This is a genomic window from Providencia sp. JGM181, assembly GCF_018257375.1.
In the GTDB taxonomy this organism is placed as follows: Bacteria; Pseudomonadota; Gammaproteobacteria; order Enterobacterales; family Enterobacteriaceae; genus Providencia; species Providencia lanzhouensis.
The window spans coordinates 18,563-43,848 of record NZ_JAERJY010000004.1 but is presented as its reverse complement, the minus strand read 5'-3'; the positions used below and the strand labels follow the sequence as shown (position 1 = coordinate 43,848).

22 protein-coding genes and 2 tRNA genes are annotated in these 25,286 nt (G+C 42.7%); 21 read left to right on the top strand and 3 right to left on the bottom strand.

From position 1 onward, the window contains the following. The first annotated feature begins 1 nt into the window (after position 1). The 4 genes from nqrE to nqrM all read left to right on the top strand — a co-directional run bounded on the left by nqrE (position 2) and on the right by nqrM (position 3,346). Entirely contained in the window at positions 2–598 is a 597-nt protein-coding gene (gene nqrE, locus JK188_RS01495) for an NADH:ubiquinone reductase (Na(+)-transporting) subunit E (RefSeq protein WP_006657396.1), read from the top strand. A 15-nt stretch (positions 599–613) separates the two neighbouring features. Beyond that, a complete protein-coding gene (nqrF, locus tag JK188_RS01490) occupies positions 614–1,840 on the top strand; it encodes an NADH:ubiquinone reductase (Na(+)-transporting) subunit F (RefSeq protein WP_036954195.1) in 1,227 nt (408 codons plus the stop codon). A 231-nt stretch (positions 1,841–2,071) separates the two neighbouring features. Then, the gene (locus JK188_RS01485; RefSeq protein ID WP_036954198.1) at positions 2,072–3,103 is read left to right on the top strand and encodes an FAD:protein FMN transferase; all 1,032 of its coding nucleotides are present in this window, start codon (positions 2,072–2,074) and stop codon (positions 3,101–3,103) included. Between the two features lie 15 nt (positions 3,104–3,118). Beyond that, a complete protein-coding gene (gene nqrM, locus JK188_RS01480) occupies positions 3,119–3,346 on the top strand; it encodes a (Na+)-NQR maturation NqrM (protein ID WP_006657399.1) in 228 nt (75 codons plus the stop codon). A gap of 104 nt (positions 3,347–3,450) precedes the next feature. Here the strand turns inward: nqrM and JK188_RS01475 are convergent, their stop codons facing one another. Together JK188_RS01475 and JK188_RS01470 are read right to left on the bottom strand one after the other, a co-directional pair. After that, the gene (locus tag JK188_RS01475) at positions 3,451–3,816 is read right to left on the bottom strand and encodes a hypothetical protein (protein ID WP_154600391.1); all 366 of its coding nucleotides are present in this window, start codon (positions 3,814–3,816) and stop codon (positions 3,451–3,453) included. Positions 3,817–4,025: 209 nt separating this feature from the next. Continuing rightward, on the bottom strand, positions 4,026–4,922 hold the full coding sequence (locus JK188_RS01470) for a glycerophosphodiester phosphodiesterase family protein (RefSeq protein ID WP_211886498.1): 897 nt from the start codon (positions 4,920–4,922) through the stop codon (positions 4,026–4,028). A gap of 234 nt (positions 4,923–5,156) precedes the next feature. Here JK188_RS01470 and dinB point away from each other — a divergent pair, with 234 nt between their 5' ends. Next, positions 5,157–6,212, top strand: coding sequence for a DNA polymerase IV (dinB, locus tag JK188_RS01465; RefSeq protein WP_036954203.1), 1,056 nt, complete (start codon positions 5,157–5,159; stop codon positions 6,210–6,212). An 81-nt stretch (positions 6,213–6,293) separates the two neighbouring features. Here the strand turns inward: dinB and pepD are convergent, their stop codons facing one another. Continuing rightward, positions 6,294–7,754 carry a beta-Ala-His dipeptidase gene (pepD, locus tag JK188_RS01460; RefSeq protein ID WP_211886495.1) on the bottom strand — a complete coding sequence of 487 codons (1,461 nt, stop codon included), beginning with the start codon at positions 7,752–7,754 and terminating at the stop codon, positions 6,294–6,296. 319 nt (positions 7,755–8,073) lie between these two features. On the opposite strand from pepD, the gene gpt reads away from it, so the two are divergent. The 16 genes from gpt (at position 8,074) to luxS (ending at position 25,264) form a co-directional block, all read left to right on the top strand. Next, positions 8,074–8,538 carry a xanthine phosphoribosyltransferase gene (gene gpt, locus JK188_RS01455; RefSeq protein ID WP_108479429.1) on the top strand — a complete coding sequence of 155 codons (465 nt, stop codon included), beginning with the start codon at positions 8,074–8,076 and terminating at the stop codon, positions 8,536–8,538. Between the two features lie 169 nt (positions 8,539–8,707). Further along, the gene (gene frsA / locus JK188_RS01450) at positions 8,708–9,958 is read left to right on the top strand and encodes an esterase FrsA (RefSeq protein ID WP_211886493.1); all 1,251 of its coding nucleotides are present in this window, start codon (positions 8,708–8,710) and stop codon (positions 9,956–9,958) included. A 71-nt stretch (positions 9,959–10,029) separates the two neighbouring features. Then, on the top strand, positions 10,030–10,431 hold the full coding sequence (gene crl / locus JK188_RS01445; protein WP_036954207.1) for a sigma factor-binding protein Crl: 402 nt from the start codon (positions 10,030–10,032) through the stop codon (positions 10,429–10,431). Between the two features lie 115 nt (positions 10,432–10,546). Continuing rightward, entirely contained in the window at positions 10,547–11,650 is a 1,104-nt protein-coding gene (gene proB, locus JK188_RS01440) for a glutamate 5-kinase (protein ID WP_211886773.1), read from the top strand. A gap of 2 nt (positions 11,651–11,652) precedes the next feature. Further along, positions 11,653–12,906: a glutamate-5-semialdehyde dehydrogenase gene (gene proA, locus JK188_RS01435; protein WP_108479427.1), complete on the top strand. Its 1,254-nt coding sequence runs from the start codon at positions 11,653–11,655 to the stop codon at positions 12,904–12,906. Positions 12,907–13,198: 292 nt separating this feature from the next. Further along, a complete protein-coding gene (gene aroL / locus JK188_RS01430; protein ID WP_211886486.1) occupies positions 13,199–13,696 on the top strand; it encodes a shikimate kinase AroL in 498 nt (165 codons plus the stop codon). Positions 13,697–13,822: 126 nt separating this feature from the next. Beyond that, positions 13,823–15,970 carry a bifunctional acyl-ACP--phospholipid O-acyltransferase/long-chain-fatty-acid--ACP ligase gene (gene aas, locus JK188_RS01425; protein ID WP_211886484.1) on the top strand — a complete coding sequence of 716 codons (2,148 nt, stop codon included), beginning with the start codon at positions 13,823–13,825 and terminating at the stop codon, positions 15,968–15,970. A 1-nt stretch (position 15,971) separates the two neighbouring features. Beyond that, positions 15,972–17,174 (top strand): lysophospholipid transporter LplT, encoded by a 1,203-nt coding sequence (lplT, locus tag JK188_RS01420; protein WP_211886483.1) that lies wholly within the window; start codon positions 15,972–15,974, stop codon positions 17,172–17,174. Positions 17,175–17,188: 14 nt separating this feature from the next. After that, positions 17,189–17,704: a nicotinamide-nucleotide amidase gene (gene pncC, locus JK188_RS01415; RefSeq protein ID WP_211886482.1), complete on the top strand. Its 516-nt coding sequence runs from the start codon at positions 17,189–17,191 to the stop codon at positions 17,702–17,704. Between the two features lie 92 nt (positions 17,705–17,796). Beyond that, on the top strand, positions 17,797–18,864 hold the full coding sequence (gene recA / locus JK188_RS01410) for a recombinase RecA (protein ID WP_036954212.1): 1,068 nt from the start codon (positions 17,797–17,799) through the stop codon (positions 18,862–18,864). 325 nt (positions 18,865–19,189) lie between these two features. After that, positions 19,190–21,817, top strand: a complete 2,628-nt coding sequence (gene alaS / locus JK188_RS01405; protein ID WP_211886479.1) for an alanine--tRNA ligase — start codon at positions 19,190–19,192, stop codon at positions 21,815–21,817. Positions 21,818–22,042: 225 nt separating this feature from the next. After that, positions 22,043–22,228, top strand: a complete 186-nt coding sequence (gene csrA, locus JK188_RS01400) for a carbon storage regulator CsrA (RefSeq protein ID WP_004264815.1) — start codon at positions 22,043–22,045, stop codon at positions 22,226–22,228. Positions 22,229–22,666: 438 nt separating this feature from the next. After that, positions 22,667–22,759 (top strand) — tRNA-Ser (locus tag JK188_RS01395). Between the two features lie 11 nt (positions 22,760–22,770). After that, positions 22,771–22,847: transfer RNA gene (locus tag JK188_RS01390), tRNA-Arg, on the top strand. 185 nt (positions 22,848–23,032) lie between these two features. Continuing rightward, positions 23,033–24,592 (top strand): glutamate--cysteine ligase, encoded by a 1,560-nt coding sequence (gshA, locus tag JK188_RS01385; protein ID WP_211886478.1) that lies wholly within the window; start codon positions 23,033–23,035, stop codon positions 24,590–24,592. Positions 24,593–24,748: 156 nt separating this feature from the next. Next, positions 24,749–25,264 carry an S-ribosylhomocysteine lyase gene (luxS, locus tag JK188_RS01380; RefSeq protein WP_036949818.1) on the top strand — a complete coding sequence of 172 codons (516 nt, stop codon included), beginning with the start codon at positions 24,749–24,751 and terminating at the stop codon, positions 25,262–25,264. The last annotated feature ends 22 nt before the right edge of the window (positions 25,265–25,286 follow it).

The window sequence follows — 25,286 nt, the reverse complement described above, 5'->3', positions numbered from 1 at the left end:
CATGGAACATTATATTAGCTTGTTTGTAAAAGCCATTTTCATCGAAAACATGGCGTTAGCTTTCTTCTTAGGGATGTGTACATTCCTTGCGGTATCGAAGAACGTAAAAACTGCTTTTGGACTGGGTATTGCGGTAACCGTAGTGCTTGGGATTTCCGTCCCTGCGAACAACTTAGTGTACAACTTAGTGTTACGTGACGGCGCGCTAGTTGAAGGCGTGGATCTCTCATTCCTCAACTTCATTACCTTTATCGGTGTTATCGCGGCACTGGTTCAAATTCTGGAAATGATTTTAGATCGTTACTTCCCATCACTGTACAACGCATTGGGGATCTTCTTACCGTTGATCACCGTAAACTGTGCAATCTTTGGTGGTGTATCTTTCATGGCTCAGCGTGACTACAACTTTACTGAATCCATTGTTTATGGCTTTGGTTCCGGTATTGGTTGGATGTTAGCGATTGTCTTAATGGCCGCGATTCGTGAAAAGATGAAGTATTCAGACATTCCAGCGGGTCTAAAAGGGTTAGGCATCACCTTTGTCACGACCGGTTTGATGGCATTGGGCTTTATGTCCTTCTCCGGTGTGCAGCTATAAAGGCGAGAAGAATTCATGGATATTATTATTCTAGGCGTAGTTATGTTTACCCTGATTGTCTTGGCGCTGACAGGCCTGATCCTGTTTGCAAAGTCCAAGTTGGTCAATACAGGGAACATTAAAGTTGAAGTCAACGGCGATCCTGAGAAGAGCTTTGATGCTCCAGCAGGCGATAAGCTGTTAGGTATGTTAGCAAACCAGGGTATCTTTGTTTCTTCTGCCTGTGGTGGCGGTGGTTCATGTGGTCAGTGCCGTGTGAAAATCAAAGAGGGTGGTGGTGACATCCTGCCAACTGAGCTTTCACACATCAATAAACGTGAAGCGAAAGAAGGTTGCCGTCTGGCATGTCAGGTTAACGTAAAACAAGATCTGAAAATTGAATTACCTGAAGAAATTTTTGGCGTGAAAAAATGGGAATGCGAAGTTATCTCCAATGATAACAAAGCAACGTTCATTAAAGAGCTGAAGTTAAAAATTCCTGAGGGCGAAGTGGTTCCATTCCGTGCGGGTGGTTTTATTCAAATTGAATGCCCGCCTCATGTGGTGAAGTACTCAGACTTTGATGTGCCTGAGGAATACCGTGAAGATTGGGACAAATTCAATCTGTTCCGCTATGTTTCTGATGTCAAAGAAGAAACAGTACGTGCTTACTCAATGGCAAACTACCCAGAAGAGCGCGGTATTATTATGCTGAACGTGCGTATTGCAACGCCACCTCCGCGTAATCCAGATGTACCGCCGGGAATTATGTCATCATATATTTGGTCACTGAAACCGGGTGATAAAGTCACTATCTCTGGTCCGTTTGGTGAGTTCTTCGCGAAAGAAACTGATGCGGAAATGATCTTTATCGGTGGTGGTGCGGGTATGGCGCCGATGCGTTCCCACATTTTCGACCAATTACGTCGTTTAGATTCTAAGCGTAAAATCAGTTTCTGGTATGGTGCGCGTTCTAAACGTGAAATGTTCTATACCGAAGATTTCGACCAATTAGCCGCAGAGCATGACAACTTTACATGGAATGTTGCACTTTCTGACGCTTTGCCAGAAGATAATTGGGACGGTTACACAGGATTTATTCATAATGTCCTATATGAAAACTACCTCAAAAATCACCCTGCGCCAGAAGATTGTGAGTTCTACATGTGTGGACCTCCTGTCATGAACGCCGCAGTCATTAAGATGTTAAAAGACCTTGGTGTTGAGGACGAAAACATCTTACTGGATGATTTTGGTGGCTGATTAGTTACTGTGAATTATCTATTAAGCGCTCAGGAAACTGGGCGCTTGTTGATTAAAAAGAGGAAAAAATGGGTTTTTTTCCTCTTTTTGGTTGTAAACTGTGAATCGCCAAATAGGCAATTCAATTTTTAAACGTGAGTATTCTCTAGATTTGTGAATGTTGAGTTTGTTAGACGTCTCAGCACCTACTCTTTCTCTAGTGGGCGCTTACAATTAACGCTGAGAAAATTTATGCTAAACAGAAAAGTATTTGCTCCTGTGCTGCTATTCGCAGCCACTCTTCTTCTTGCCGCATGTGGTGGACCTGAACAAAAGAATCTTCAGGGACAAACCATGGGAACCTATTATTCTGTTAAGTTCGTGACAGACTCTTCAGAGCCTTCATCGGAAGCTATCCAAGCCGAAATCGACAAGCGTTTGGAAGAAGTGAACGACCAAATGTCGACTTATCGCCCTGGTTCCGAATTAAGTCGTTTCAATCAATCCAATGAAGTTAATGTGCCATTCCCTGTTTCTGCCGCGACGGCAAAAGTGGTCAGTAAAGCCATTGAGATTAATAAATTAACGGATGGCGGTCTGGATGTCACTGTTGGTCCACTGGTTAATTTATGGGGATTCGGTCCAGAGGGGCGAGTCACAAAAGCACCTACAGATGAGGAGCTTGAAAAACGTCGTGCATGGGTGGGTATCGATAAACTCTCTGTACAAGACAACAACTTAATTAAAACCATTCCTGAGCTGTATGTTGATTTATCTTCCATTGCTAAAGGTTATGGTGTTGATGTGGTAGCGGAATATTTAGAGTCCATCGGTATCAAGGATTATATGGTTGATATTGGTGGCGAAGTCCGTACAAAAGGTAAAAATGGCAAAGATACACCATGGCGTATTGCGATTGAAAAACCTGCAACGGATGGTGTGAGTCAAACGGCACAGGAGATTATCGAGCCGGGAGATTTATCTATCGCCACTTCAGGGGATTATCGTAACTATTTTGAACAAAATGGTGTGCATTTCTCACACACAATTGACCCAAAAACAGGTAAGCCAATTTCCCACAATTTAGTCTCAATTACCGTATTAGCCGACGATTGCATGAGTGCGGATGGATTATCTACAGGTTTTAATGTGATGGGACCAGATGCGGGTCTTGCACTTGCTGAAAAGATGAATATTCCTGTTTTTATGATTGTGAAGACAGATAAAGGCTTCGAAGAGCGTTACACTAAAGCATTCGAGCCATTTTTACAGAAAAAACAGTAAAAGGAGGAAAGCAGAATGTTGAATGTTTTTCTTGCAGCCTTTGCCTTATTTTTGTTGGCGTTTTTAGGTATGTCCCTTGGATATATTATTAAGCGGAAAAGTATCCAAGGCAGTTGCGGCGGTTTAAGTAGCATTGGGGTTGAGAAAGTTTGTGACTGCCCTGAGCCTTGCGATGCGCGTAAAAAGCGTATGGCACGGGAAGAAGCGCGCAAAAAAATGCTAGAGAAAAACCGCATTTTGTAATTTTTACTCTGTTGTGAATATTAACCCTAGTTGCTTTAATGAGCTGCTAGGGTTTTTTATTTTAAGGTTATTTTGATAAAAATAGTGATATATTTCATTGCAAACTAAATTTTATGTAATGAAGTCGAGCATGATGTGGAAACAGGGTAGTGAACAAACATGTGTCGCGTATTTCCCTTGAAACTGAGAGTGACTTTGCCATTATCTTTCTCATTGAGCTTGCATGCTAAGTCAGCGATGCTACTCCATTTTTCTCCTGATTTTGTTGTGATTACTCCCATCCAATAGCTCTGTTCGGTTGAAGAAAAAGTGAACTCTGTGATATCACTTAATTTTTTTCCATTCATAAGATTATAAAAAATAAAAACATTTCCATACTCATTCGCATTATTTTTGAAAGAAATTTCCACCTTTTTTAAGTCTTCATTCCATAGATTCTCGATAGAAAGCAAGCCTTTTGATATCGCCATGTTAAATTCCTTATGAATAAGAGTTTAAATGTATTTACTTATTTTGGCATCGATACTTTACTAAGTAATTAATATTGAATGTTATTTACTATTAAAAAAGAAGGAAAGATAAGATAGGGAAATGTATGGGTAGAAAAGATGAGTAATAAAAATAAGCTACTTAAATCGAATAAATCATTCTCAAAATAAAGTAGCTTAATAGTCAGAATTTATTTTTTGAAAGCTTTTGGTGAGTCAACCATAACGGCATCAGCACCAATTTCTTTAGCCAATTGATAATCGCTATCGCTATTTACACCAAAAACAATAATGTAAGCGCTGCCATTTTTTCTAAAGCAGTCAATAGCTTCTTTATCCCATGAGAGCGTTGCTGGGGAGCGAGCTTCCCCAAGGGTATATTTCTCAACGACTTCAACTTTACGATGCAGCTCAAAACCATACCAGCGAGTCGCAGATTTATCATTATCAAGTGTGCATTGATGGCTCATCACGCTGTTTGCCAGCATGGTGCGAGTTTCATCTCGGCTTTCAAATAACTGCAACTTAGTAGAAAGGGGTTTAAGGGCTTTTAAAAATGTATCATTGGTGGAATAAAAACGGACTTGGTTAAATGCGTTGATTTTATTCAACAATGCTAAAATAGCTTGAGCTTGAACATTAGGGTCTGCATCAGGGGATTTTAAGTCGATATAAAAAATCGTATCGGGGTATTTTTTTAAAACATCTTCTAGTGTGACGATAGTGGTTTGCGCAGCGGGCAGTTGCTGGTTATTTTTCTGATTAAATTTATACGCCGCATTTATCTGGCTTAATTGTTTGGCGGAATAATCAGAAATAACACCGCTTTTATCCGTTAACGCGTCTAAATCACTTGGGCGATACAGAACTAATTGATTATCTTTACTGAGCTGAACAGTTAACCAAATTGCATCAGCTTTATTGCTTTTGGCTTGCTCGATTGCATAAAGGGTATTTTCAGGGGCATCTGCGGTACCTGCGCGGTGTGCCACAATCTGCGGCATTAATGCAAAAGCGGATTGGCTAGCCAAAAGGAGTAAACCCATTACGGCGGATTTTTTGAACACTGACGTTGATATAATTTGCATTTGTATAATCCATAATAATAGAAAATTCAATGAACTAACATAAGATTGACCGAGTGGCTGTTGTAATATGTTTTATCCGTTTTGTAAGCAATGAGCCTATAAATTAGGAGTAACTTTTTACTTTTTCGGTTATTTACAGTATTTCAGGAATACATTTCAATCAGATGAATAAGGTTGCATAGCTAATAAAACTACTGTATATTTATTCAGTACTTATTGGTTGGGGCGGCTATCATGCGTAAAATTATTCATATTGATATGGATTGCTTTTTTGCAGCGATAGAGATGCGTGATGACCCAAAATTACGCAATATTCCACTGGCTGTCGGGGGAAGTGCAGACCGACGTGGCGTATTGAGCACTGCAAATTATGAAGCGAGACGCTACGGTGTTCACAGTGCAATGTCGACGGCATTGGCGTTGAAATTATGCCCTCACCTGAAAGTCGTACCCGGTCGTATGGCAGTTTATAAAGACGTTTCCCATCATATTCGCCAAATATTTGCCCGCTATACCGATCTGATTGAGCCATTATCTTTAGATGAGGCCTATTTGGATGTGACTGATTGCCAGCAGCTTCACGGTTCTGCCACGCTTATCGCCGAGGCTATCCGCCAGCAAATTTTTGATGAACTTCAACTCACAGCTTCTGCGGGAATTGCTCCGATTAAATTCCTCGCCAAAATTGCCTCTGATATGAATAAACCCAATGGGCAATTTGTGATCACTCCACAGGAATTACCGGCGTTTATTGCCACGCTGCCATTAAAAAAGATCCCTGGCGTTGGAAAAGTGACAGCGCAAAAACTTGCGGATATGGGGTTATTGACCTGCGCGGATGTTCAGCGCTATGACATGCTGGCGTTGGTAAAAAGCATGGGTAAATTTGGACAAGCTCTGTGGGAACGCTGTCATGGCATTGATGAACGAGCAGTAAATACCGAACGCTTACGTAAATCCGTTGGGGTAGAACGCACTCTCGCCAAAGATATTCATCAGTGGGAAGAGTGTTTGCCTTTACTCGATACTTTATACGATGAGCTACATTTTCGCTTAGAGAAAGTGAAGCCAGATCTGCGCATTGCTCGCCAAGGAGTGAAATTAAAATTTGAGGATTTTCAGCAAACGACGCAAGAGCATGTTTATCCCATTATAGATAAGCAGGATCTTATTCGGTTGGCACAGCAGGCTTGGGAAAATCGACGAGCAGGGCGGGGGGTTAGGTTAGTTGGTCTGCATGTGACATTGCAGAATCCACAAATTGAAAGGCAGCTTTCATTACTTTTATAGTTTTTATTATGTTTAAAGAATGAGAAAAATAGGGTCATAAACTGTCGCTTATGACCCTGATATTGATAGCTTAAAGCCTACTTAGTTTTTCTCTGGGATAGCTTTTAAGATAGCAGTTAACAGTGTCCAGTATTGACCCACGCTCTCAATGTGAACGCGCTCATCTGGTGAGTGTGCTCCACGGATGGTTGGTCCAATGGAGACCATATCCATTAATGGATAAGGCTTTTTAAACAGACCACACTCGAGACCGGCATGGATAACCATGATATTTGGAATTTTACCAAACAGTTTTTGGTAAGTGTCGCTAACAATATGCATGACTGGTGAGTCTGCATCTGGTTGCCAACCTGGGTATCCACCTTCAGCACGGTGTTGAGCTTTCGCCAATTTTGTTAGCGATGTCAGCATATTAACGACGTAATTTTTACCTGAGTCGATCAGTGAACGGATTAAGAAGATAACTTCCGCTTTGTCTTCAGTCATCTTCACAACGCCTTCGTTCAGAGAAGTTTCAACAACCCCTTTCACCACATCACTCATACGGATAACGCCGCTTGGCGCAGAGTTCAGAAAGAACACTAAACGCTGTTGGCAATCATTCGTCAGGGCTTTTAAGTCACTTGTTGTTTCATCTAACAGTAAAGCTAAGTTAGGTTCTACTGCGGCTAATTCATTTTTCAGAATGCCTTCGTAGCGAGTTCTCAGCGCGGTTAATTCAGCCACTTTATCAGCTGGTACCGCGAAAGTTGCGTGGCCTTCGCGTGGGATTGCATTACGCAGTGTACCGCCAGTGAATTCCAGCAGTTTTAAGCTTAAGTCTTCAGCGTGACCCGCTAAGAAACGTGCTAACAGTTTGTTGGCATTACCTAAACCTAAGTGAATGTCGCCACCAGAGTGACCGCCTTTAAGGCCTTTTAAGGTCATGGTGAAGGTTTTATAACCTTGTGGTAATGCTTCACGGGTTAAATCAAATGTGGCAGTGAAATCAACGCCACCTGCGCAACCCATGTAAATTTCGCCTTCTTCTTCGGAATCGGTGTTGATCAGAATATCAGCTTGTAACCAGTTTGGTTGTAAACCGAAAGCACCGTCCATGCCGGTTTCTTCGGTCATGGTCAGTAACACTTCCAGTGGGCCGTGTTCAACGCTGTCATCCGCTAATACCGCTAATGCGGATGCCATACCGATGCCGTTATCTGCGCCTAGTGTTGTGCCTTCAGCAGTGACCCACTCGCCATTAATATAAGGGCGGATAGGATCTTTAGTGAAATCGTGCTCTGTGTCGTTATTTTTTTGCGGCACCATGTCTAAGTGAGCTTGCAGTACAACTGGTTTGCGGTTTTCGTAGCCTTTTGTCGCCGGTTTACGGATTAAGATATTGCCAACTTGGTCGCGCTCAACGTGAAAACCTTTCCCTTTAGACCACTCCATGATGTGGGCAGCCAAAGCTTCTTCGTGTTTTGATGGGTGAGGAATGGAGCAGATTTTAGCGAAAATATCCCACAGTGGCTGTGGTTTTAGCGTTGATAATTGTGACACGTTCTTCTCCTTGACACTTTGATCGTAATCTTTCCGTCATATTTCAAGCTGGGGATTGGCTTACACCCAAAACAATCGACTGACGGCGTTGGTCGCTTAATTTAAGATTGCACTTAAGTGTAACAACTCAGGTTTTAAGCGGTTTTAAGTATTGATTCAGCATAACACTTTCTATCGAATAATGGAGAGCGTTAATAAGAATAATTCATTTAGTGGGATGGTTTCGCTGGTTTTTCCTGCGTCAAATCACTATAATCTCGCGCAACCTTTTTTCCGCAAGACACATTTCTGTTTTACTCACCTTCGGGACCCGAATTTTATGAGCGAAAAATATGTCGTAACGTGGGATATGTTGCAAATACATGCCCGTAAACTCGCACAACGTTTATTACCAGCAAAACAATGGACTGGTATCATCGCAGTTAGCCGTGGTGGTTTAGTCCCTGGCGCACTGTTAGCGCGTGAGCTGGGTATTCGTCATGTTGACACCGTTTGTATCTCTAGCTATGACCATGATAACCAACGCGAATTGAATGTAATCAAACGCGCTGAAGGCGATGGTGAAGGCTTTATCGTGATTGACGATTTAGTGGATACTGGTGGCACAGCGAAAGCTATCCGCGACATGTATCCAAAAGCACACTTCGTGACTATCTTTGCAAAACCAGCAGGTCGCCCATTAGTGGATGATTATGTGGTTGATATCCCACAAAACACTTGGATTGAACAGCCTTGGGATATGGGCGTTGTGTTTATCGATCCTCTGTGCGAACAAGATAAGTAGTCCGAACGAAATAATTTAAATCTGTTTAGCCGTGATAGGGTTGTTTGATAAAAACAACACATTATTACCTAAGTGATTTGAGCTAAACACGATATGATAGAGGGGAGTGCGAAATGCACTCCCTTTTTGTTTATGTGACAGATTTAATAGGTAAAAGTAGGGAACCCACATGACTCAGCAAAATTTATCCGAAAAACTTTTTAAACCTCGCGTTAGACAAGTTGAAACATCAACGTTGGTTTCTTATTCCTCCCATACTTTGTCCCAATTAGAGAACCACAGTGTATTAAGTGGCTCTTCGCATAATCATTGGTATCGTACTCTCAACCGTTTAATGTGGATTTGGCGTGGTATTGATGCGATTGAAATTGAAGAAGTTTTAAGCCGTATTGCCATTTCGGATGCTAAACGCAGCCGTGAAGAATGGCTTGATACCGTTATTGGTAATCGTCGCGGTAATTGGTGCTTTGAATGGTCCCATCAAGCCATGTACTGGCAGCAAAAAGCCTTAGAATTTGAAAAAGGCCAGGAAGCGTGCGATGCGTGGCTGCGTGCCGCTAACCTATACAGCATTGCGGCATACCCGTTTATTAAAGGGGATGAGCTGGCGGATCAAGCGATTGTGTTAGCCTGTAAAGCTTATGATAGCGCGGCTAAATTCTCAATGTACCAATTGAAAAAAATCCCATTCAAAGTCGATGGTGGCAAAGAAGTTTGTGGCTTTTTACACATACCATCGAATGTTCAAGGTCCTTATCCAACCGTGATGGTTTGTGGCATGCTTGATAGCCTACAGACAGATTACAGCCGCTACTTTAGAGAGTATTTAGAGCCTCGAGGTATTGCGATGTTAACACTGGATATGCCATCCATCGGTTATTCCGGCAAATATAGCCTTTCGCAAGAAACCAGCACATTGCATGAACAGATTGTTCGCCAACTCGACACCATTCCATGGATTGACCACACGCGATTTGCCATCACAGGGATCCGTTTTGGCGCGAATATCGCCGTGCGTTTAGCGTATATGTGCCCAGATAAAATTAAAGCGGTTGCGGTGATAGGACCTATTGTTCATAGCCTATTGCATGAAGAAAAATACCAAAAAGATATCCCCCGTATGGTGCTGGATGTTTTTGCTAGCCGCTTAGGGGTTTATCAAGTTGATGGTCAATCGTTACGCCATGAACTCAGCTGCTATTCACTGCGTAATCAAGGTTTGTTAGGTCGCCGTAACCAAGTCCCGATGATGTCAGTATGTTTTAAAAATGATCCCTACAGTCCGAAAGCTGACTCAGACTTAATCGCTCGTTCGTCTATGGATAGTCATTTGTTGACGTTGCCGAGTAGCCCTATATTAGAGGCTTTCGAGCGATCAATGTCAGATACAACCAAATGGTTAGAAAGTAAAATATTATAATTGTATTGAATAGCTTGCTTATTTTTTAACATTTGCTAAAAAGGGATCTTCCCAAGAAGGAGATCCTTAATATGGCGTTACCGACTGATTACACAAATGGAAAATTTTTAAAGAAATTTGCTGCGATAGGGCCTTATTTACGTGAGCAACAATCTATCAAAAACTGCTACTTTTTTGATAGCTTGGTTGTCTGTGTTAATGCGAATATCGCGCCTGAAAAACGTGAGTTTTGGGGATGGTGGTTAGAACTAGCCCCTATGGATGAAGGCTTCGAATTTGCTTACAAGTTAGGGATCTACAACAATCAGGGAAGTTGGCAAGCAAAAACCTTGAAAGATGCCGCAACGACGGAAGCCGTCGAAAAGAACCTGCATGCCTTCCATCAACGCCTTACCCAGCAATTATCTGCCCTAGAGTTAAGCTTGTTCCCATCCCCCTTAATGACAGAATTAAAGCTGGAATTAAGCGCATAAAATTGTTTTAAACCAACTTTTGTTTAATTTTGCGTTATGCCTGTTGGCATAACGCGCATCTCCTGATAAAACTGATACCCACTTTGTATTTATTAATCCTAATGGCAGAAAAATGATGAAAAATAGCCAAACACTCGTGGTCAAACTTGGCACAAGTGTCTTAACAGGGGGCTCACGTCGTTTAAATCAAGCTCATATCGTTGAGTTGGTTCGACAGTGTGCGCAGCAATATGAAAAGGGTCACCGAATTATTATTGTCACGTCTGGCGCAATTGCCGCAGGGCGTGAACATCTCAATTACCCCGAACTGCCGGCCACCATTGCATCTAAACAGCTGCTGGCGGCGGTTGGTCAAAGTCGTTTAATCCAATTATGGGAAAGGCTTTTTTCCATCTATGGGATCCACATTGGACAAATGCTATTAACGCGTGCGGATCTTGAAGATCGCGAACGTTTTTTAAATGCGCGAGATACACTGCAAGCGCTGTTAGATAACGGCATTATTCCGGTGATTAACGAAAACGATGCAGTGGCGACGGCAGAAATTAAAGTAGGGGATAACGATAACTTATCCGCACTTGCTGCCATCCTTGGTGATGCAGATAAATTACTGTTATTAACCGATATTGAAGGCCTGTATGACGCGGACCCTCGCAGTAATCCGAACGCAAAATTAATCCCTGAAGTTCACGGTATTAATGATGATTTACGCCGTATGGCAGGGGATAGTGTAACGGGCTTAGGCACCGGTGGAATGGCAACAAAATTACAGGCGGCTGATGTTGCTGGCCGTGCTGGAATTGACGTGTTCATTGCCGCGGGCAATAAACCGGATGTCATCAATTCAGTGATTGAAAATATCCCTGTAGGAACTCGTTTTTATGGGCAGAAAAATCCAATGGAAAACCGTAAACGCTGGATTTTTGGGGCGCCAGCGGCGGGCGATGTCTACATTGATGATGGTGCACAATTAGCCATCACTGAAAAAGGTAGTTCGTTATTGCCAAAAGGCATTAAGAAAATTGAAGGCGATTTCTCCCGTGGCGCAGTGGTCCGTATTCGCAATATGGCAGGTAAAGATTTGGCACATGGCGTAAGCCACTATAATAGTGATGCGCTCAGAATGATTGCCGGTCATCATTCCCAAGATATTGGTAAAATCCTTGGCTATGAACATGGCTCAGTAGCCGTTCATCGCGACGATATGATAGTGAGTTAATTATGTTAGAACAAATGGGTAAAGCGGCGCGCGAAGCGTCATGGCAGTTGGCTCAATTCAATACCAAACAAAAAAATAGTGCGCTTGAGCAAATTGCTGACCTCTTAGAGCAAAAGAGTGCCAGTATTTTAGCGGCTAACCAGCTGGATATGGCTCAAGCTCAACAAAGCGGTATGAGTGAGGCATTACAAGATCGTTTATTGCTGACCCAAGCGCGCTTAAAAAGCATCGCGGATGACGTCAGAAAAGTGTGCCAACTGGCTGATCCGGTAGGGCAAGTCCTTGATGGTAGCGAGTTAGATAGCGGGTTAAATTTACAACGTCGCCGTGTTCCGTTAGGGGTCATTGGGGTTATCTATGAAGCTCGTCCTAATGTCACTGTGGATGTTGCTTCTTTATGTTTAAAAACGGGAAATGCGGTCATTCTGCGTGGTGGAAAAGAGACGCATAATACCAATCTTGCTGTGGTAGAGGTTATTCAGCAAGCGCTGAAAAATAGCGGGCTGCCAGCCAATGCAGTACAGGCAATCAATAATCCGGATCGTGAATTAGTGACTCAATTATTAAAATTGGATCGCTATGTGGATATGCTGATTCCTCGTGGTGGCGCGGGTTTACATAAACTATGTCGTGAACAATCCACGATCCCAGTGATCACTGGCGGAATTGGTGTTTGCCATACTTTTGTAGATGACTCTGTGGATTTTGATAAGGCACTGAGCGTTATTACTAATGCTAAAGTTCAGCGCCCAAGCGCATGTAATTCATTGGAAACACTGTTGGTTCACGAAAATATTGCAGCGAGTTTCTTACCGCGTTTAAGTGAGAAAATGGCTCAGCAGCAAGTGACATTACATGCCAGCGAAAAAGCAATGGCATTCTTGAAAGATGGCGTGGCTAAAGTAGTGCCTGTTCAAGCGGAAAACTTAGTTGATGAATGGTTATCTTTGGACTTGAACGTTGAAATTGTTTCAGGGATTGATGCCGCTATCGAGCATATTCGCCATTATGGTACCGCGCATTCTGACGCCATCTTAACGGAATCTATTCGCCAAGCGGATTACTTTGTACAGCGTGTGGATTCAGCTGCGGTATACGTGAATGCCAGCACCCGTTTTACCGATGGTGGACAGTTTGGACTCGGTGCGGAAGTGGCTGTGAGTACCCAAAAACTCCATTCCCGTGGACCTATGGGGTTAGATGCTCTGACTACTTATAAATGGATTGGTTACGGTGATTTTTTAAGTCGACCATAATTTAATCATAATAATTTCGAGCCACACTGCGTGTGGCTTAAGTTGCAGACAAAGAGGGATAAAAGCGTGGTTTTTCCCTCTTTGTGTTATCAGGCGAAAATCAATAAATTGATTTTCCTGATTTATTTTTACAACCCTAAAGTACCATTCCCAAACCAGATAGGTTTTGAAATGGTTCGAGCCACACTGCGTGTGGCTTTATTTTTTAGGCTATTCGCCATTTAGGCTAACCCGCTAGAAGCATGTGTATGGCAAATTTATCATAGTAATCATGATGATGGGATGAATATCGATGTTCTACATTATTGGGCCTAGAGGCTCAGGAAAAACAACAATTGGTAAGAAACTCGCGGAAAAAACGGGTTACCAGTTTATTGACACCGACAAACTTATTTTTGAACATACAGGAATGAGCATCGCTGACATTGTCAAGCAACAAGGTTGGGACTATTTTCGTCAGCTTGAAAGCCAAATTCTTGCTTCAATCGAACCACAAAAAGCGATTGTTTCAACAGGGGGTGGGATTATTTTAGCCTCTGAAAATCAGCAGGTTATGCGAGATAATGGAACGGTTATTTATTTACGTTCAACCCCAGAAACTCTCGCACAGCGGCTGGCGGCAGAGCCTCAAGCAGAACAGCGACCGAGCTTAACAGGAAAATCACTGCTTGAAGAAATTGAAGAGGTAATGGAGCAGCGTGATCCTATCTATTTATCGACTGCGCACCACGTTATTGATGCCAATCAATCCATTGATGCTATCATTAACCAGATCGCAAATTTGAGATAAATATTAGGTATACCAGTGCCTTTAGGAATAAACCCCTTAATGAGGTGCATGGGTATCGAGATAATTATTGTAGTATCTAATTGTTAATCAATAGATAAAATTATCACCATAAGAAAGGGAATCATTATGTTGGCAAAGATAATAAAAAAAGTACTGAAGTTTTTGTTTCGTGTCGAAGTCATTGGCAACCCAAATGAGTTCAATCAAGACAAATGTATCATTACGCCAAACCATGTCTCTTTTCTTGATGGTGTGTTGATTGCGTTATTCTTACCAGTAAGACCTGTATTTGCTGTGTATAGCACGGTGGCGACGCCTAAGATGATCAAACGCCTTAAGCCTTATGCCGATGTTGTTGCATTAGATCCAAAAAATCCATTAGGTCTCAGACACCTTGTTCGTGAAGTGGACAAAGGTCGCCCCATTGTTATTTTCCCAGAAGGCCGTATTTCTGTTCATGGCTCTTTAATGAAGATCTATGAAGGCGCTGCTTTCGTCGCTGCCAAATCAGGGGCAAAAATTGTCCCTATTCGTATTGATGGTGCTGAGCGAAGTCATTTTGGGCGCTTAAAAGGGGTTATCCCGTTAAAGTGGTTCCCGAAAATCAAGTTACATATCCTACCTGCTGAAGCCATTCCTATGCCGGATGCACCTCGTGCGGTTGAGCGCCGTGCACTAGCAGGTGAACATCTTTACCAAATCATGAAAGCGGCACGTATGGCAAGCCGCCCACAAATGACGTTAGTCGAAGCCTTTATTGATAGTATTGAACGTTATGGGCGTCGTTCTCGCTGTATTGAAGATATCGCCTTTAAAGAGGATAGCTATCAAGGATTACTGAAAAAATCCCTTGGTGTAGGCCGAATTATCGAGCGCTATACCCATGAAAATGAACGCGTCGGGTTATTGCTGCCCAATGCAACCGTGACCGCCGCGGCGATTTTTGGCTGCTTAATGCGTGGTCGTGTGCCTGCAATGCTGAACTATACGGCGGGAAGCCACGGGATCAGTAATGCACTGAAAGCGTCGACGGCGAAAGTGGTTTTCACCTCAAGACAATTTTTGGAAAAAGGGAAACTGACTCATATTCCTGAGCAAGTACCTGAAGCAACGTGGATTTACCTCGAAGACTTAAAAGATACTGTCACTTTCCAAGATAAGTGGTGGATTGTTAAACACTTATTTTCACCGCGTAACGCTATCGTTCCTCGCAACGTAGATGACGAAGCCATTGTATTGTTTACCTCTGGCTCTGAAGGAACGCCAAAAGGCGTAGTACATAGTCATCGTAGCTTAATGGCGAACGTTGAACAGATCAAAACCATTGCCGATTTTACGCCGCGTGACCGTTTTATGTCATCGCTTCCGCTATTCCATGCATTTGGATTAACGGTTGGGTTATTTATTCCACTGTTTTCGGGTAGCCGTGTTTTCCTATACCCAAGCCCACTACATTACCGAATTATTCCTGAGTTAGTGTATGACCGAAATTGTACCGTTCTGTTTGGAACTTCAACATTCTTAGGTCATTACGCCCGCTTTGCCCATCCGTATGATTTTGCAAGAGTACGCTATGTCGTGGCTGGCGCCGAAAAACTGTCGGATAAAACCAAGAAAATTTGGTACGAAAAATTTGGTATTCGTATTCTTGAAGGCTATGGCGTGACTGAGTGTGCGCCGATTGTCTCTATTAATGTCCCTATGGCGGCGAAAGAAGGCTCTGTAGGGCAGATTTTGCCCTGTATGGAAGCCCGTATTATCCCATTGCCGGGCATTGAACACGGTGGAAAACTTCAACTGAAAGGCCCGAATATTATGAAGGGCTATTTACGAGTTGAAGCACCGGGTGTGTTAGAGGAGCCAAAAGCGGAGAATGCTCAGGGCGAGATAGAACCAGGCTGGTATGACACTGGGGATATTGTTGAGTTAGACAGTAAAAACTTCTGCACTATTAAAGGACGAGTGAAGCGATTTGCTAAACTCGCTGGCGAAATGGTTTCTCTTGAAAGCATTGAACAAATGGTGTCAGAGATTTCGCCAAGTTGCGACCACGGAGTTGTGACTAAACCCGACAGTAGCAAAGGCGAAGCGTTGGTGCTATTTACCACCGATAAGGATCTTGACCGAGGTGCATTATCTGCCGCAGCGAAAAGTAAAGGTTTAACCGAATTGGCGGTTCCACGGGATATCCGCTGGGTTAAAGCCTTACCAGTATTAGGTAGCGGAAAAACGGATTTCGTGACATTAAAACAGATGGCGTTAACAGGGGAATAATATGCAGGATAGCACACCAAACACGCCACTGATGAGCACTGGGATGAAAGCCGTTTTGGCATCTCAGTTTCTTTCTGCATTTGCAGATAACGCGTTATTATTCGCGATATTAGCGCAGTTAAAAGCGGAATTTTACCCAGAATGGAGTCATCCAATTCTACAAATGGTGTTTGTTTTCACCTATATTGTGCTGGCACCATTTGTGGGGCAAATAGCGGATAGATTCTCTAAAGGCCGCGTGATGCTATTTTCCAACATATTTAAATTTGTTGGGGCATTGGGGATCTGCTTAGGGGTTAATCCATTCCTCTGTTACGGGTTAGTCGGTGTCGGTGCCGCAGCGTATTCTCCAGCAAAATACGGTATTTTGGGGGAGCTGACTGGCGGCGATAATTTAGTCAAAGCGAACGGCTTAATGGAAGCCTCAACGATCGCTGCTATTTTAGTGGGTTCTGTGGTCGGCGGTATGCTCTCTGACATTAACCTATTATTGGCATTGGGAACTTGTTCTTTACTGTATGCGCTAGCGGTGATTGTTAACTTCTTTATTCCTCACTTAGCGGCCGCAAGACCAGGAACGGGATGGAATTTCAAACAGTTGCTGGGGGACTTCTTCTCTGCCTGTCGTGTTTTATGGGCAAATCAAGAAAGCCGTTTTTCCCTTGTGGGCACCAGCATGTTTTGGGGCGCAGGGGTAACATTGCGTTTCTTGCTGGTGGCATGGGTGCCAGTGGCGTTAGGATTGCAAGATAATACAACCCCGACCATTTTGAATGCGATGGTGGCGGTAGGTATTGTTGTGGGGGCAGGGTTAGCAGCGAAATTTATCACCTTAAAAACGGTTTATCGCTGTATTCCAGCAGGGATCGTGATTGGGGTTATGGTGGTTTTCCTGTCACTGCAAACCAATATTATTCCTTCCTATTTTATTTTGATGGTATTAGGGATTTTTGGTGGGTTATTTGTGGTTCCACTGAATGCTTTACTTCAAGAGAAAGGTAAAGAAACGGTCGGCGCAGGTAATGCCATCGCAGTACAAAATCTCGGCGAGAACAGTGCCATGCTATTAATGCTAGGGTTATATTCTCTGGCGATAAAGGTCGGATTCTCGGTCGTGAGCGTGGGTGTCGGTTTTGGCGTAGTATTCGCAATTGCGATTGCAGGGCTGTGGATTTGGGATCGCGCTCGTAAGAAAACAGCATAATGGTGAATAGCCAAATGATAAATGAGAAGCAACTCGAGACATTAAGTATGCAGTTAGGACAGCGTTTACTGCAACTTGATAAAACAGTGACGGCGGCGGAATCTTGTACTGGTGGATGGATTGCTAAAGTGTTGACGGATATTTCAGGTAGCTCCGCCTACTTTAACCGTGGGTTTGTCACTTACAGTAATGAAGCCAAGCATCAAATGATTGGGGTCACGAACGACTCATTAACGCGTTTTGGCGCAGTGAGTCAGCAAGTTGTTCAGGAAATGGCGCTTGGTGCCTTAAATGAAGCTCAGGCAGACTTTGCGATGTCAGTCAGTGGAATTGCCGGGCCGGGTGGCGGAAGCGAAGAGAAACCAGTCGGAACAGTTTGGTTTGGTTTTGCATTAAAGCAGTCCAATGGTACTGTGGATGTTGTGACTCGTCATCAAGTATTCGAAGGTGATAGGTATCAAGTTCGTTTACAATCAACAGGTTATTCGATAGAAACGCTTTTACAGTTAATATCTGAAAAATTTTCTTGATACTGTATGATTATACAGTATACTTAGTTCCAACAAATCGAATTCAATCGTTTTATTCGCAATGGTTACCACCATTGCCTTAGGGAGTGAACATGGCTATTGATGAAAACAAACAAAAAGCACTTGCTGCGGCATTAGGTCAAATCGAAAAGCAATTCGGTAAAGGCTCCATTATGCGTCTTGGTGAAGACCGCACAATGGATGTTGAAACCATTTCAACAGGTTCTTTATCTCTTGACGTTGCTTTAGGTGCGGGTGGTTTGCCATTAGGGCGTATTGTTGAAATCTACGGTCCTGAATCTTCAGGTAAAACGACATTAACTTTGCAAGTTATTGCCGCAGCACAACGTAGTGGTAAAACTTGTGCATTTATTGATGCTGAGCACGCACTTGACCCTATCTACGCGAAAAAATTAGGCGTTGATATTGATAACCTGCTGTGTTCCCAACCTGATACTGGTGAGCAAGCGTTAGAGATCTGTGATGCATTAACTCGCTCTGGTGCAGTAGACGTGATCATCGTTGACTCCGTTGCAGCATTAACACCAAAAGCGGAAATTGAAGGCGAAATCGGTGATTCTCATATGGGTCTTGCGGCGCGTATGATGAGCCAAGCAATGCGTAAATTAGCGGGTAACTTGAAAAACTCAAATACCTTGCTGATTTTCATCAACCAGATCCGTATGAAGATTGGTGTGATGTTTGGTAACCCAGAAACCACAACTGGTGGTAACGCACTGAAATTCTACGCTTCTGTCCGTTTAGATATCCGCCGTATTGGTGCAGTGAAAAACGGTGAAGAAATTGTTGGTAGCGAAACTCGCGTTAAAGTCGTGAAAAACAAAGTTGCGGCACCATTTAAACAAGCTGAATTCCAAATCCTTTATGGTGAAGGTATCAATACCTTCGGTGAGCTGATTGACTTAGGTGTTAAACATAAGCTGATTGAAAAAGCGGGTGCTTGGTACAGCTATAACGGCGACAAAATTGGTCAAGGTAAAGCGAACTCGACAACTTACCTGAAAGAACATCCTGAAGTTGCACAAGAAATTGATAAAAAGCTGCGTGATTTATTATTAAACCACACAGGTGAATTTAACAGTGCAGCAACTGATTTCATCAGTGATTCTGATGAAGAGGAAGTTCCAGAAGAATTTTAATTCAACGCTAACCTGTTGAAATAAATTGATATCAAAAGCGCCATTCATAATTGACTGGCGCTTTTTTGTTTCTGCCTATCACAATAATAGTTTATTGCACAGTTTTTCTGTGGAAAAATACCCTAGCCAGAGGTATAAACATACTTTCAGAAAATATTCAGACGCTTTACAATGAAAGCCGCGAATGGATGTATCTATATTTTACTTCTATACAAAGAGACTTTATCTTATCAGTCACTTTTTAATCGGAGAGTTGATTAGAGGTGATGTTACATTCCATCTCAACAATTCGTAATTCTGTTTCCAGCTTGATATCGGGATAAATATGAGTAAAAGCACCGCTGAGATCCGTCAAGCGTTTCTCGACTTTTTCCATACGAAAGGTCATCAGGTGGTAGCCAGCAGTTCGCTAGTGCCAAATAATGACCCAACACTATTGTTCACTAACGCAGGGATGAACCAGTTCAAAGATGTATTTCTTGGTCTGGATAAACGAGCATATTCCCGAGCGACAACCGCACAACGTTGTGTACGTGCAGGTGGTAAACATAACGACTTAGAAAACGTGGGCTATACAGCTCGCCACCACACATTCTTTGAAATGTTAGGTAACTTTAGCTTCGGTGATTACTTTAAGCACGACGCTATTCGCTTTGCATGGGAACTTTTAACCAGCGAACAATGGTTTAACCTGCCAAAAGAAAAACTGTGGGTTACTGTATACGCGACTGACGATGAAGCTTACGATATTTGGAACAAAGAAATTGGTGTTCCTGTTGAGCGTATTATTCGTATCGGTGATAACAAAGGTGCTCCTTACGCCTCTGACAACTTCTGGCAGATGGGTGACACTGGACCTTGCGGACCATGTACCGAAATTTTCTTTGACCATGGCGATCACATCTGGGGTGGCCCTCCAGGAAGTCCAGAAGAAGATGGCGACCGCTATATTGAAATCTGGAACCTCGTCTTTATGCAGTTCAACCGTCAATCTGACGGTACCATGGAACCACTACCAAAACCTTCTGTAGATACAGGTATGGGGCTGGAACGTATTTCTGCGGTTCTGCAACACGTGAATTCGAACTATGAAATCGATATTTTCCGTGAACTGATTGCTGCAGCAGCAGAAGCGACAGGTGCAACTGACTTGTCCAACAAATCTCTGCGCGTTATTGCTGACCATATTCGTTCATGCGCATTCTTAGTGAGTGATGGTGTCATTCCATCAAACGAAGGTCGTGGTTACGTTTTACGTCGTATTATTCGTCGTGCGGTACGTCATGGTTACATGCTGGGCGCAAAAGAAACGTTCTTCTATAAATTAGTTTCTACCCTAATTAAAGTGATGGGACCTGCTGCGGAAGAGCTACAGCGTCAACAAGCTTTAGTTGAGAAAGTATTAAAAACGGAAGAAGAACAGTTTGCGCGTACTTTAGAACGTGGTCTGCAATTATTAGATGAAGAGCTGGTAACACTGAAAGGCGATACGCTAGACGGTGAAACGGCATTCCGTCTCTATGATACTTATGGATTCCCGTTAGATTTAACGGCTGATGTTTGTCGCGAGCGTAATCTTAAAGTGGATGAAGAAGGCTTTGAGCGTGCAATGGAAGATCAGCGTCGTCGTGCGAGAGAATCAAGCGGCTTTGGCGCAGACTATAACGCACTGATTAAAGTTGACAAACACAGTGAATTCTCAGGCTATCAGCATGATGAACAGCAAGCGACTATCACTGCATTATATAAAGATGGTCAGCCAGTTGATTCCCTGCAAGCGGGAGATGAAGGTTTAGTCATCCTAGATAAAACCGCATTCTACGCAGAATCAGGCGGTCAAGTTGGTGATACTGGTGTTCTTAAAAATGACAGCGCTAACTTTACGGTTACTGATACCCAAAAATATGGCCAAGCAATTGGTCATGTGGGTAAAGTTGAATCTGGCTCATTAGTTGTTAACCATCGAATTGCAGCTATAGTCAATAGTGAAAGACGTAATGCTATTCGTCTAAACCACTCGGCGACTCACTTATTACATGCAGCATTACGCCAAGTCTTAGGCGAGCACGTTTCTCAAAAAGGCTCGTTGGTAAATGACAAGTATCTCCGTTTTGACTTCTCTCATTTTGAAGCGATGACACAACAGCAACTGCGTCAAGTGGAAGATATTGTGAATGCCCAGATCCGTCAAAACTCAGAAATTGAAACTGAGTTGATGGATTTAGAGGGTGCGAAAGCGAAAGGGGCTATGGCATTATTCGGTGAAAAATATGAAGAGCGCGTACGTGTTCTGAGTATGGGGGATTTCTCCATCGAATTATGTGGTGGTACACATGCTAGCCGCACAGGGGATATTGGTTTATTCAGTATCTTAAGTGAGTCTGGTACCGCTGCTGGGGTTCGTCGTATCGAAGCGACAACTGGCGCAACTGCAATGGAGCACTTACATGCTCAGTCAGAACAACTTTCTGCGATTGCTCATCTATTAAAAGGTGATGCAAATAGCGTAGTTGAGAAAGTTAAAGCTGCATTGGATAAATCACGAAATCTTGAAAAAGAGATTTTGCAATTAAAAGATCAGCAAGCCTCTCAAGAAAGTGCTTCACTAGGTAGTAAAGCGAAAGATGTTAAAGGTATCAAACTATTAGTTAGTCAATTAAGCGATACTGATCCTAAACTATTGAGAACAATGGTCGATGATCTAAAAAATCAGCTGAAATCGGCGATTATCGTGCTTTCAACCACAAGTGGTGATAAAGTCAGTATAATTGTTGGTGTGACTAATGATTTGACTGCTAAAATTAAAGCAGGTGATTTGGTATCCTATGTTGCTCAGCAAGTAGGCGGTAAAGGTGGCGGTCGACCAGACATGGCGATGGCTGGAGGTACTGACGTAAGCGCATTACCAACAGCGATGGAAAGTGTCGAACAATGGGTTGATTCTAAACTGTAATTGCTGCGAAGTTACCCCATTTTAGTGGGGTAACTTTAATCTGTTGCAGCATTGTTAATATGTTGCCGGTAGTGTTATATTTTGCTTGTAAATAATTAGAATTATTGCCTTGATGGCATCAATGCTTTAGGTGAATGTCATTGCTTTACGTTTTCACGGTGTGTGATGGACAATAGCGGGGAATACCTAGAGACCCGACTCTTTTAATATTTCAAGGAGCAAAGAATGCTTATTCTGACTCGTCGAGTTGGTGAAACACTCATGATAGGCGATGAGGTAACAGTGACCGTATTGGGCGTAAAAGGCAACCAAGTACGTATTGGTGTTAATGCCCCAAAAGAAGTTTCTGTTCACCGTGAAGAAATTTATCAACGGATCCAGGCCGAAAAGACTCAACCAGACAATCAATAATAATGAATAAGCGTCCAGTGAGTTATCACACAGCAATAATGGGCGCTTGTCTTTCCCCTTTTTATCTTTAGTAATTCCTTAATCTTTCTATTTTTTAATTGGCTTAGCACATTATGTTGGTGTTGAGCGCTATCTCTTTGAATGAATCCACCTTTCTTTTTGTACTATTTTTATGCTGCCAAGCTACGCGTTATCAACTTTCTCTATTTTTTCCTGAATTTTTTATATTAAAAGTGATGATAATAAAAGAGCAAGAAAGCACGGAAACATTGCTTTTTCGGTGTTAAACTAATCATCTTGCTTGTGAAATGTGCAAACGATCATTGGAATGCAAAAAGTTTGGAAAAATTGTTTGACTTCTAAGTCTAGGAAAGTAATATGTGCGCCACACAGAGACGAGATGTTTAAACAAAAACAAATCGTATGTGACTAAAATATGGTGAGGTGGCCGAGAGGCTGAAGGCGCTCCCCTGCTAAGGGAGTATGCGGTCAAAAGCTGCATCGAGGGTTCGAATCCCTCCCTCACCGCCATTTTAGGCTCTGCATCCGTAGCTCAGCTGGATAGAGTACTCGGCTACGAACCGAGCGGTCGGAGGTTCGAATCCTCCCGGATGCACCATCATTAAAAAACTCCTCAATCTGAGGAGTTTTTTTTTGCCTAAAATCCTAACTTACTATCTTCCTTCCTTTTCTTTCTGTTTTCTCATCGGGTAAACCACACATCTAGACAGCGACAATTTATGTGATTTAAGCTAAAGTAATCACCTTATTAAAATAAAACTAAATCACAGGCGGGAGGTCGATTTGATCCCGGACGTATCAAAAGCGCTCTCATGGTTAGAAGCGCACCCGGAAATTCTCAATGGCATTCAACGCGGCATTGAGCGTGAAACACTACGTGTGACACCTCAAGGTGCGTTAGCTGAGACATTACATCCAGATGAGCTGGGGAAAGCCCTTACCCATAAATGGATCACCACGGATTTTGCGGAATCCTTACTCGAATTTATTACTCCTGTAGATAAAAGCATTAGCCACAACTTGGCTTTTTTGCGAGATCTACATCGCTATACGGCACGTCATTTACAAAATGAAAGAATGTGGCCGTTAAGTATGCCTTGCTTTATTGCAAGTGAAGATAAGATCACGCTGGCGCAATACGGTAGCTCCAATGTGGGGCAGTTTAAAACACTGTATCGTGAAGGGTTAAAAAACCGCTATGGGGCATTAATGCAAACCATCGCGGGGGTTCACTATAACTTCTCATTCCCAATTGAGTTTTGGAAGGCGTGGGCGGGTGTTGAAGACGCAGAAAGCGGAAAGGAAAAAATTTCTGAAGGCTATTTACGCCTAATCAGGAATTACTATCGCTTTGGTTGGGTCATCCCATACCTATTTGGTGCATCTCCCGCTATTTGCGGCTCTTTCTTAAAGAACAGAGAAACCTCACTGAATTTTAATAAAACTGAGTGTGGTACTTATTATCTGCCTTATGCAACCTCATTGAGAATGAGTGATTTAGGTTACACCAATAAATCTCAGAGTGATTTAAATATTACGTTTAACCACCTTGATGAATATGTGGAAAATCTGAAGAAAGCCATTCATAAGCCTTCTGCTGAATTTGAAAAGTTGGGCGTGAAAAAAGATGGCAAGTACGTTCAGCTGAACACTAATGTGTTACAAATCGAGAATGAGCTATATGCGCCAATTCGTCCGAAGCGTGTACCACAAGGCAATGAATCGCCTTCTGATGCATTATTACGTGGTGGTATCGAATATATTGAAGTTCGCTCCCTTGATATCAACCCATTTAGTCCGATTGGAGTTAATGAAACTCAGGCCCGCTTTGTGGATTTATTCCTCATTTGGTGCGTGCTTGCAGATGCCCCGGAAATGAATGTTCAAGAGCTGGATTGCTGCCGCAAAAACTGGAACCGCGTGATCCTTGAAGGTCGTAAGCCGGAGCAGGTGATTGGCTTTGGTTGTGGTAGCGAGCTTAAGCCATTGGTTGAAGTGGGACAAACACTGTTCAAAGATCTGATCCGTGTGGCTGAAGTCTTAGATACCTGCTGTGATGCCAAATACAAAGACGTGTGTCATCAGTTTGTCGCCATGTTTGAAGATCCAAACTTGACCTATTCAGCGCTGGTGATGGACGAAATGCTGGAAAAAGGTATTGGTGGCTATGGGTTAGAATTAGCTGAAAAATATTATCAGCAGCTAATTAATGAACCTTATGAAGTGATCACTGAAGAGCAGTTTGAACAGGCGCGTTTGGCTTCAATTGAGAAACAAAAGAGAATGGAGCAGGATCAGAGCGAAAGCTTTGAAGAGTATCTTAAGATCCACGCTGGACGCTAAAAGAAAATGGCCACAACAAGGTGGCCAAACAAAAAATCTTTTAAAGAATTAGGGATGATAACAATTTGCGCGTCTTTCACATATTAAGACTCTGCATTTTTGGATTAGTTTCATTTTATTCAAAATTATTTTTTTTATTTTTATGGAGGTCATGAAATGCCGTTATTAGACAGTTTTACTGTGGATCATACGCGTATGGCTGCTCCTGCTGTTCGTGTAGCGAAAACGATGACAACGCCTCATGGGGACACTATCACCGTATTCGATTTACGCTTTACAGTCCCAAATAAAGAAGCAATGACAGAAAAAGGAACGCATACCCTAGAGCACCTTTTTGCGGGTTTTATGCGAGATCACCTTAATGGTAACGGTGTTGAAATCATCGATATTTCGCCAATGGGATGCCGTACAGGCTTCTATATGAGCTTGATTGGTCAACCGGATGAACAGCGTGTTGCTAACGCCTGGAAGGCTGCTATGCAGGATGTGCTGCATGTGCAAGATCAAAATAAGATCCCAGAGCTTAATGTGTACCAATGTGGTACTTACAAGATGCACTCTCTTGAAGAAGCTCAGCAAATTGCTCGCAGTGTGCTTGCGAAGGATATTCTCGTCAATAAAAACGATGAGCTTGCATTGCCAGAAGAAAAGCTTGCCCAGCTTCACGTTTAATTATTGAAAAAGATAGACTAAA

Bases quoted from the DNA above. Each gene is read 5' to 3' on its own strand.
- JK188_RS01485 (WP_036954198.1), top strand. From the start codon at position 2,072: ATGCTAAACAGAAAAGTATTTGCTCCTGTGCTGCTATTCGCAGCCACT.
- alaS (WP_211886479.1), top strand. From the start codon at position 19,190: ATGAGTAAAAGCACCGCTGAGATCCGTCAAGCGTTTCTCGACTTTTTC.
- gpt (WP_108479429.1), top strand. From the start codon at position 8,074: ATGAGCGAAAAATATGTCGTAACGTGGGATATGTTGCAAATACATGCC.
- aas (WP_211886484.1), top strand. From the start codon at position 13,823: ATGTTGGCAAAGATAATAAAAAAAGTACTGAAGTTTTTGTTTCGTGTC.
- frsA (WP_211886493.1), top strand. From the start codon at position 8,708: ATGACTCAGCAAAATTTATCCGAAAAACTTTTTAAACCTCGCGTTAGA.
- aroL (WP_211886486.1), top strand. From the start codon at position 13,199: ATGTTCTACATTATTGGGCCTAGAGGCTCAGGAAAAACAACAATTGGT.
- proA (WP_108479427.1), top strand. From the start codon at position 11,653: ATGTTAGAACAAATGGGTAAAGCGGCGCGCGAAGCGTCATGGCAGTTG.
- nqrF (WP_036954195.1), top strand. From the start codon at position 614: ATGGATATTATTATTCTAGGCGTAGTTATGTTTACCCTGATTGTCTTG.
- pncC (WP_211886482.1), top strand. From the start codon at position 17,189: ATGATAAATGAGAAGCAACTCGAGACATTAAGTATGCAGTTAGGACAG.
- proB (WP_211886773.1), top strand. From the start codon at position 10,547: ATGAAAAATAGCCAAACACTCGTGGTCAAACTTGGCACAAGTGTCTTA.
- nqrM (WP_006657399.1), top strand. From the start codon at position 3,119: ATGTTGAATGTTTTTCTTGCAGCCTTTGCCTTATTTTTGTTGGCGTTT.
- crl (WP_036954207.1), top strand. From the start codon at position 10,030: ATGGCGTTACCGACTGATTACACAAATGGAAAATTTTTAAAGAAATTT.
- nqrE (WP_006657396.1), top strand. From the start codon at position 2: ATGGAACATTATATTAGCTTGTTTGTAAAAGCCATTTTCATCGAAAAC.
- lplT (WP_211886483.1), top strand. From the start codon at position 15,972: ATGCAGGATAGCACACCAAACACGCCACTGATGAGCACTGGGATGAAA.
- JK188_RS01470 (WP_211886498.1), bottom strand. From the start codon at position 4,922: ATGCAAATTATATCAACGTCAGTGTTCAAAAAATCCGCCGTAATGGGT.
- csrA (WP_004264815.1), top strand. From the start codon at position 22,043: ATGCTTATTCTGACTCGTCGAGTTGGTGAAACACTCATGATAGGCGAT.
- dinB (WP_036954203.1), top strand. From the start codon at position 5,157: ATGCGTAAAATTATTCATATTGATATGGATTGCTTTTTTGCAGCGATA.
- luxS (WP_036949818.1), top strand. From the start codon at position 24,749: ATGCCGTTATTAGACAGTTTTACTGTGGATCATACGCGTATGGCTGCT.
- JK188_RS01475 (WP_154600391.1), bottom strand. From the start codon at position 3,816: ATGGCGATATCAAAAGGCTTGCTTTCTATCGAGAATCTATGGAATGAA.
- recA (WP_036954212.1), top strand. From the start codon at position 17,797: ATGGCTATTGATGAAAACAAACAAAAAGCACTTGCTGCGGCATTAGGT.